The following is a 7,842-nucleotide window of genomic DNA, read 5'->3' as shown; positions in this document are numbered from 1 at the left end:
GGGTTACCAAAAAACAACGCCTCACGCGAAAGTGCAACTTCAACACGTCTGCGTCGCGTTGTTCTTTGTTGACGCACCCCGACGCGTGGACTCCGATCGGTGGTCAGCGGACGCGGCGCATGTAGAGCACGAGTTGTTTGTCGATCTGATCCATCGATTCTTCGAACACGGATTCGAACATCTCAATTCGTTCGCGGGCGGTGAGTTCGGCCATCGGTTTTCCCTTGCTCAATTGCCGCAGGTATTCGACGTATTCTTCACGCCGGGTTTTGAGCAAGAAATACGTCAGCGCCCAGCTTTCGGCGTAGGCGCTGGTCGCGGTGTCGGAGGATCGAAATCGGCCGTCGTCCGACAGCAGCGTGACCAGGGAGTCCGCCGGTCGCGTGGGCAAGTAATTGCGCCAACGATGTAGGTTGACTTGATTGACCCGGCCGATGCCGCGCCAGCGCGCGGCGTTCTTAAAATCAGGTGACTCGAAAAACATCGCCAGACCTTCGCTGACCCACATCGGGTTATCGGCAAACCGGCGCTGCACACCACAGTTGTATGCCAACTGGTGTGTGGCTTCGTGGATGATCGTGGCAACATTGCGTTCCAGGTTCGGCATGTTGAAAGTCGTCATCCGATTGCTGGACAGATGGTAATAGCCGATCACCATTTGCGCGGTCTCGCCGACTTCTGCTCCGGCGTGTTTCAAAAAATCGTCTCGATCGGCGAACACCAATGCGACCAAGGGAAACTTGGGCTCGGGAAGTTTCCAACCTTGGTTTTTCCAATAGGCATAAAACCCACCATACAACTGTTCGAACAACAATCCGACTTGGCGGACGTAGGCATCGGACGTGTTGTGGACGATCACATAATGTGCGGTGCGGTAAACCGAAAAACCGCTTGGCATTTCTTCCGTCATCCGCTCGGCCATCTGGTCGGCGGACAACGGTTGCAACTGAGCATCGTTGGATTCACGGCTGATGATTTGGCTCGGTTGCACCATCCAAATCCGACCGTCGTCACTTTGCAGCATCAACCCACCATCCTGGGCCTCGACCAAAATCTCTCCGGTCACGGTTCGCGTGGGCATCGGAACGCCATTGACCAGATCTTTTTCGTCTGATTTGAACGTGACCGTTTCGACCGCTTGCGCGATCGTCGCCTGTAGAAGCGACGCGCAAATGACGGCTATGCCGATCCAGTGGAGGCCCACCGAAAAAACGGGGCGTGTCGTGGTCTGTTGTGACATCCGTGAGCAATACATGCGAGAGAAAAGCGAGTTCCGAGGTGGTGGCGGCGCGGGATTGGTATCAGTCTGCCCGTCACTCCGCAGTTGTAGTGTAGGTCATCGGCCAGACCGCTTCCAACCAATCCAGAGCACAATCGAGACGAAAATGATCGCTAAAACGTACCAGAATGCGAGTGCCGCTTCCTGATTGCGAGCTCCGCTGTGCAATAACGCAAACAGGCGAGTTCCCACCGTCACGACGCCGGGCGGTAACACCGGCAACGTCACGGGCACGTCACCACTGGCCATGACCGCTGACGCCAAACCGGCAACCAGCAGCGGGCGGATTAACAGGACGCGATCGATCGACCACATTCGGCGGCCCCACGACAAATCGAGTCGTGCGACGTCTAGCAGCGATCGGTCCAGACCCCAATAGGCCGCGCGGATGATCCAATAGCTGACCGGCAGGGCTCGCATCATCAGCGCCAAGATCGTTGGCAGCAGTGATTGTTGGTACAGCAATTTGAACCCTGGTAGCGGCAACGAAAACAACCAGACCACCACCAACCCCACAATCGGCCCGGGAATCAAAAACACGACCAGCGAGATCCAGTCGACCCAGCGACCGGCCTGGGGGCGGGTTCGCATCAGCGACGCAAGCGTCCAAGCGACAGGGACGCATACCAGGCCAACGGCGACCGCCAGCAACAGCGTCCATCGATATTCATCGGCATACTCGCGCGGCGCGACGGCCAACACTTCGACACAGTGGCGCAGTGACCAATGCACCGTAGCCCCTTGGTCTGGTTGGGGGGACACGATGACCGTCTGCCCGGTCTTCATCAGCAATCCCGCGAATGGGAATGCGAACATCAGTGTCGAAAGTGCCACGGCCGGCGGCGCCGCAAACCAACCCCACCCGCGCGGTGATTCTGGCACGACAGCCGGATCGATCGGTCGTAATCGCCGCGCATCAACCGGGCGACGTCGATGGAGAATGCCGACCGCGGCCAATGCGATCAGCAGCGCGCAGGGCAATACCAACACCATCATCACCGACACCAGCGATGGTTGGGTGACATGGAACAGATAGAATTCGTCCGCCAGTGTGCGCACGCCGTACAGATCCACCACCGTCATTTCGGTTGCTGCCAAAATCGCGGTGGCCAACAATCCGGTGCACACCCATGGCCACGCAAGCGGCAGTCGCACCCACCACCAGGCCCGGATCGGTCCGCCATCGAGTCGGCTTTGGTCGACCACGTCGTTGCTGATCCGTGCGGTCCCAAACCAGGTCGCCAGCGAAACCAGCGAGGCACCGAACAGACCGTGAATCCAGACACAAGCGACCAGCCCGCCGTAGCGTCCGGCCAGTCCGGTGTAGGTTCGTGCGGCAGTTTGTGAAAACGTCAGCCAACCAAATTTTCCGGCGGTCGCTTCCCAGGCCGCCGCATGCAGAATCATCGGCGTGGCAACACAGGCAACCATGCTCAGCAGGCAATAACCAGCGATCACGCGCCCGCCACGTCGCTGCTGGGGGAGCAATGAGATCAGAAAGGCTAGTGGGATCCCGATCAGGGCTGCAACGACGACGCACAGCAGCATCAATTGCAAGGTCAGCAGCAGCGGTTGAATCCAGATCATCGAGAACATTGGCTGCAGACAGGCGGTGTTTCAATAGACGCGGATTTCTAAGATCGTAGGCTCCGTTGGGCGCTCGATGATCGTCTGTTCGTAGGTCGGGGCACCGATCACACTGCGGGCATTGTTGGAAAATCCGTATGGTTCCACCGGAGCATTGAACAGTGCGCGGTTGAGTTCGCCATTGTCATCCAAATCGTGGTAGGCCGCGATCGCAAATTGCTCCGGCAGAAAATCCCGTTTGATCTCCCAAATCACAAACCCGTCGACCGGTACCAACGAATCTTTGATCACGGCTTTGTCGGTATCGCCGAACGACTCTTTGGAATCGTACAGGGCGATCCGAATCGGGCCATGAGAGGCCGGTTGGCTGGTCGTGACGCGAATGATCATGGCGTCCGGCGGCAGGGCGGGCGCAATCGGTGCGCTGACGTCTTCGGAAAAATCAATCGTGGGTTCCTCGCTACCCGGCGGGCTCAACCGGATCATCAATAACCCGATCAAAAAAATGACGCCGGCAAATCCCAACAACCAAGTCCCATGGCTGTCCTTCCAGGCGCGTTTGAAGCGGCCTTGGCGATTGGGTTGGCGGCGGGTCGAGGTTTCATTCAGAGGCGGCATGCGATGACTGGATTCGAGGGATTCATCGAGGGATTCAAGCGCTGGCCGATGATTCTGTCGATTCCGGCTTGGGATGGCCAGTGGAGGCGGCGTCACCAAAGTTCAATTCCAATTGAGCTTCGTCGACCGATTGGCCGAATTCGCGGTGCATCAGACTCGGTTGAATGTCGCGACTGTGCTGGTATTTGTCACTGCAGTAAATCTGGCCTTCGCCCCGCAATTCTTGATAAAAGATCTGGCAGATTTGCATGCCCGGATAGATCCGCACGGGTTGCACGCAATGCATTTCCAGCGTCCAGGTGCCGCAGTAGCCGACATCTCCCATCGATCCACCGGGATTGATGAACAATCCCAATCGTCCCAGCGAACTACGGCCTTGGATGATCGGGACCAAACCATGTGTTTCGGTGTATTCGCTCGTCCGTCCCAAATACAACACGTTGGGCTGTAGCGTCAGCCCGTCGTCGGGGATTTCTATTCGGCGATAGCGGTTAGGGGTTGCCGCATCGAGCACGATTTCCTCGTAGACGAGCAATTCTTCGTGCAGCGAAAGGTTGTAGCCGTTGGGATTCAATCGCGACGGATCGAAGGGATCGATTTTGATCTCGTCACTTCTCAACCGCCGGTGAATCTCGTCGCTCGATAGAAGCATCGCTGTTCCGAATCGATCCGATTGAAAAACCCGACCGGCAAACGTGCCGAATCGGGTTGTCAAAAGTGTAACAAATCTGCCGGCGGTCGGCAGCGAACCTGCCGGCGGATTTATTTTCGCCGATTCGTCGCCACCCGCCCGCTGACGTAGACCTTCAGCGAATGGCAAGGCATGGCGACGATCCGGTTGCTCGGTGGCATCGGCCCGTTCAATTTGGGATAGATGTCTTTGGGCGATTCGGCGGCGGTGTCCAGGAACAAATTCCACTTCATGCCGCGGCCGACTTCGGGCAGGTGATGTGTCCGGTCGTCGCCGGTGCTGTTGAACATCAGCACCATGTCGCGTCCTAACCCGGCAGGGTCTTCGGCGCGGCTGGGGGCCGAAATGTAGGCCACCATGCTCAGTTCGTGCTGGCCCCAATCCAGCGGGCTGCCGTCTTCGCGGTACCAGGACACGTCGCGGATCAATCGTCCGTCGACAGGTCGGCCGGTCAAGAAACTGATCCGCCGGACCGTCGGTTGGTTCAATCGGAACTGGATCAACGCCTGAGTGAAACGCAGCATGTCGGCGTTTTTTTCCACCAATCGCCAATCAAACCAGCTGATGTCGTTGTCTTGGCAATAGGCGTTGTTGTTGCCTTTCTGCGTGCGACGAACCTCGTCACCGCTGACCAGCATCGGGACGCCCTGGGACAGCATCAGCGTGGCCAACATGTTGCGGACCTGACGGGACCGAATGGTGCTGACACCTTTCTTGCGGGTCGGGCCTTCAACACCGTAGTTGTCGCTGATGTTGTGGTTGTCGCCGTCGCGGTTGTCTTCGCCGTTGGCCAGGTTGTGTTTGTCTTTGTAGGACACCAGGTCACTCATGGTGAAACCGTCGTGGCTGGTGACAAAATTGATGCTGCAAAACGGCGGCCGTCCGGCGTGTTCGTACAGGTCACTACTGCCGGCCAAACGGGTCGCCAGTGCACCAAGCGTGCCAGCGTCGCCGCGCCAGAACGAACGGATGTCGTCGCGATAACGCCCGTTCCATTCCGCCCAGCGGGCACTGCCAAACGAACCGACTTGGTACGCTCCTGCCGCGTCCCAGGCTTCAGCGATGATTTTGGTATCGGCCAACAACGGGTCTTCGGCGATCAATTCGACCATCGGCGGGTTGGGGATCAAATTGCCGCTGCGGTCACGCGACAGGATGCTCGCCAGGTCAAATCGGAAACCGTCGACGTGATAGTTGTGAACCCAATGCCGCAAACAATGAAAAATCATTTCGCGGACGACCGGGTGGTTGCCGTTGATCGTGTTCCCACAACCGCTGTAATTGGTGTAGTGACTGCCTTCACCGAGGATGTAATAAACCTGGTTCTCCAGACCCTTGAAGGATAGCGTGGGGCCCTCCTCGTTGCCTTCGCAGGTGTGGTTGAACACCACGTCCAAGATCACTTCGATGCCGGCCGCGTGCAGCGCCTTGACCATCTGTTTGAACTCGGTGACTTGGGCACCCGGGGTTTTGTCATGCGCATAGCCTCGGTGCGGCGAGAAAAATGCCATCGGGTCATACCCCCAATAATTCGGACGCTCCGGCGTGTTGCCGTAGATGTCCAAAATCGGGAACTCGTTGACCGGCATCAATTCGACGGCAGTCACGCCCAATTCTTTTAGATACGGGATCTTGTCGATCACACCCAAGTAGGTGCCGGGGCGTTTGATTTTGGCCGTTTTGCTTTTGGTGAATCCGCGAACGTGCATCTCGTAGATCACCGACTCGCTCAATTCATGCCGCAAATGGCGGTCGCCTTCCCAGTCAAAGTTGTCGTTGATCACGACACACTTGGGCGGGCGGATCACGCCGTCGTCGCTTTGTTGGTAGGTGCCGGCGAGGGCTTGGGCATAGGGGTCGATCAATCGGGCCGACGAATCGAACCGCTGGCCGTTGTCGGGATCCCAAGGCCCACTGGCTTGGAAATGGTACAGTTGGCCGGCTTCCAAACCCTGGATCGTCAGACTCCAGACGTCGCCCCAGCGGTCGGTGTCGCGATCAAATTCGATGATCTCGGCCGGCTCGCGATCGGTCACGTCGTTGTACAGCAACAGTCGCATCGCGGTCGCCGATCGGCTGAAAACCGAGAACTGGACGCCGTTTTCCTGCAACGTCGCGCCGAACGGAGGTTGGTACGTGAATTGGAGATTTCCGGTCGGTTGTCGCATAAGCATGTTGTGAGGGTCTCCTGCAATCCTTCAGTAATGCGTCGAAGTTGCGAACTGAATCGTTCGCATCCCAACACTACCACCTGTCGGCTGTCGCTCGTTCCACGGCCAGGCCGAGAGGTGAAAACAGACGACACACGGAACACGCGATGCCGACTGGCGACTCAGTGCAGAAGATTCCTTCCGATACGATTGGTGAAAGACGGATGATCATTCGCGTTGGCCGGGCGCGGCGCCCGGATTGTTCTTCCCAACCGCCAGAGTTTACCCTCTAGGACCGACAGAAACCGCACGAATGGGCGCTTGATGGCCGCTGCGGTGGGTGGTCGGACAGACCTGGCGCACTGCGCGAACGATAATGGCGTTCTGTTTCCCAGACGCCTACCGAATTTTGTGTTCGGATGTCAAACTGACACGCTCGAACGCTTTTTTTCCCCGCAATGACTCCTGACACACACTGCTATGGCAGCGACCTACAAAGACGCCGGTGTTGATTTGGACGTGTACGCCGAATCGATGCGGCGTCTGCCAAAACTGATGCATCGCACCTTCAGTCCCCGTGTGCTGCCGAGCGACGGAGGATTTGCCGGGCTGTTTCAATTGGATTTTGCCGGCAAACTTTTCGCTCGCAACTACGAACAACCGGTCTTGGTCAGCGGGACCGACGGTGTTGGCACCAAACTCAAAATCGCTCAGCTGACCGGGACCCATCACACCGTCGGCATCGATTTGGTCGCAATGTGTGTCAACGATCTGCTGTGCACCGGCGCCGAACCGCTGTTCTTTTTGGATTACGTCGCGATGGGCAAAGACGACCCGTCGCGGTTGGAACGGATCGTGCAAGGAATCAGTGACGGATGTGTGGCCGGTGATCTGGCCCTGCTCGGCGGTGAAACCGCCATCATGCCCGACATGTACGGGGACGACGATTACGATCTGGCCGGTTTTGCCGTCGGCGTCGTCGAACGCAAACGACTGATCGACGGCAAACAGATCAGTCCCGGTGATGTTGTCCTGGGCATTGCGTCCAGCGGTTTGCATAGCAACGGCTTCTCGTTGGTTCGCAAGGTCATCGCGGATGCCGGATTGACCTGGGATTCCACCCCCGACGCGCTGGGTGGAAAAACCCTGGCAGAAGAATGCCTGACGCCGACGCAGATCTATGTCAGTGCCGTCCGTGCCGTTCAGTCCCACTATCGGGTCAAGAACGTCATTCATGGCCTGGCTCACATCACCGGCGGCGGTTTAGAGGAAAACGTCGATCGTATCCTGCCACCAGGGGTGGATGCCGAAATCGATCCCACCGCTTGGGAATTGCCCGCCGTCTTCCAATTCCTCCAGTCGGCCGGTGGCGTCGCCGATGCCGAGATGCGGCGGGTGTTCAACATGGGCATCGGCATGACGATGATCGTCAGCGAGTTCTATGCTGCCAGTATCCAAGCCCAACTCGCCGACGCCGGAGTCCGATCGCAGCCGATTGGACGAATCACCACCGGCAC

The 7,842-nt window shown here is 57.9% G+C and carries 6 protein-coding genes; 1 reads left to right on the top strand and 5 read right to left on the bottom strand.

The annotated features are described in order from the left end of the window. Positions 1-103: 103 nt before the first annotated feature. The 5 genes from NHH03_RS04640 to glgX form a co-directional block, all read right to left on the bottom strand. Complete coding sequence (locus NHH03_RS04640; protein ID WP_253154583.1) at positions 104-1,240, bottom strand: DUF1570 domain-containing protein; 1,137 nt, start codon at positions 1,238-1,240, stop codon at positions 104-106. A 96-nt stretch (positions 1,241-1,336) separates the two neighbouring features. Then, positions 1,337-2,866, bottom strand: coding sequence for an ABC transporter permease (locus tag NHH03_RS04635; RefSeq protein ID WP_253154582.1), 1,530 nt, complete (start codon positions 2,864-2,866; stop codon positions 1,337-1,339). Positions 2,867-2,896: 30 nt separating this feature from the next. Then, a complete protein-coding gene (locus NHH03_RS04630) occupies positions 2,897-3,484 on the bottom strand; it encodes a DUF2141 domain-containing protein (RefSeq protein ID WP_253154581.1) in 588 nt (195 codons plus the stop codon). 34 nt (positions 3,485-3,518) lie between these two features. Next, positions 3,519-4,136 (bottom strand): dCTP deaminase, encoded by a 618-nt coding sequence (dcd, locus tag NHH03_RS04625; protein WP_253154580.1) that lies wholly within the window; start codon positions 4,134-4,136, stop codon positions 3,519-3,521. 110 nt (positions 4,137-4,246) lie between these two features. Beyond that, the gene (glgX, locus tag NHH03_RS04620; protein ID WP_253154579.1) at positions 4,247-6,349 is read right to left on the bottom strand and encodes a glycogen debranching protein GlgX; all 2,103 of its coding nucleotides are present in this window, start codon (positions 6,347-6,349) and stop codon (positions 4,247-4,249) included. 456 nt (positions 6,350-6,805) lie between these two features. Here glgX and purM point away from each other — a divergent pair. After that, on the top strand, positions 6,806-7,842 hold a 1,037-nt coding region (gene purM / locus NHH03_RS04615), incomplete at its 3' end, for a phosphoribosylformylglycinamidine cyclo-ligase (protein WP_253154578.1).

The sequence above is a fragment of the Stieleria tagensis genome, assembly GCF_024129865.1.
Taxonomy (GTDB): Bacteria; Planctomycetota; Planctomycetia; order Pirellulales; family Pirellulaceae; genus Stieleria; species Stieleria tagensis.
The sequence above is the reverse complement of the archived record's forward strand: the minus strand, read 5'-3'. Positions and strand labels throughout refer to the sequence as shown.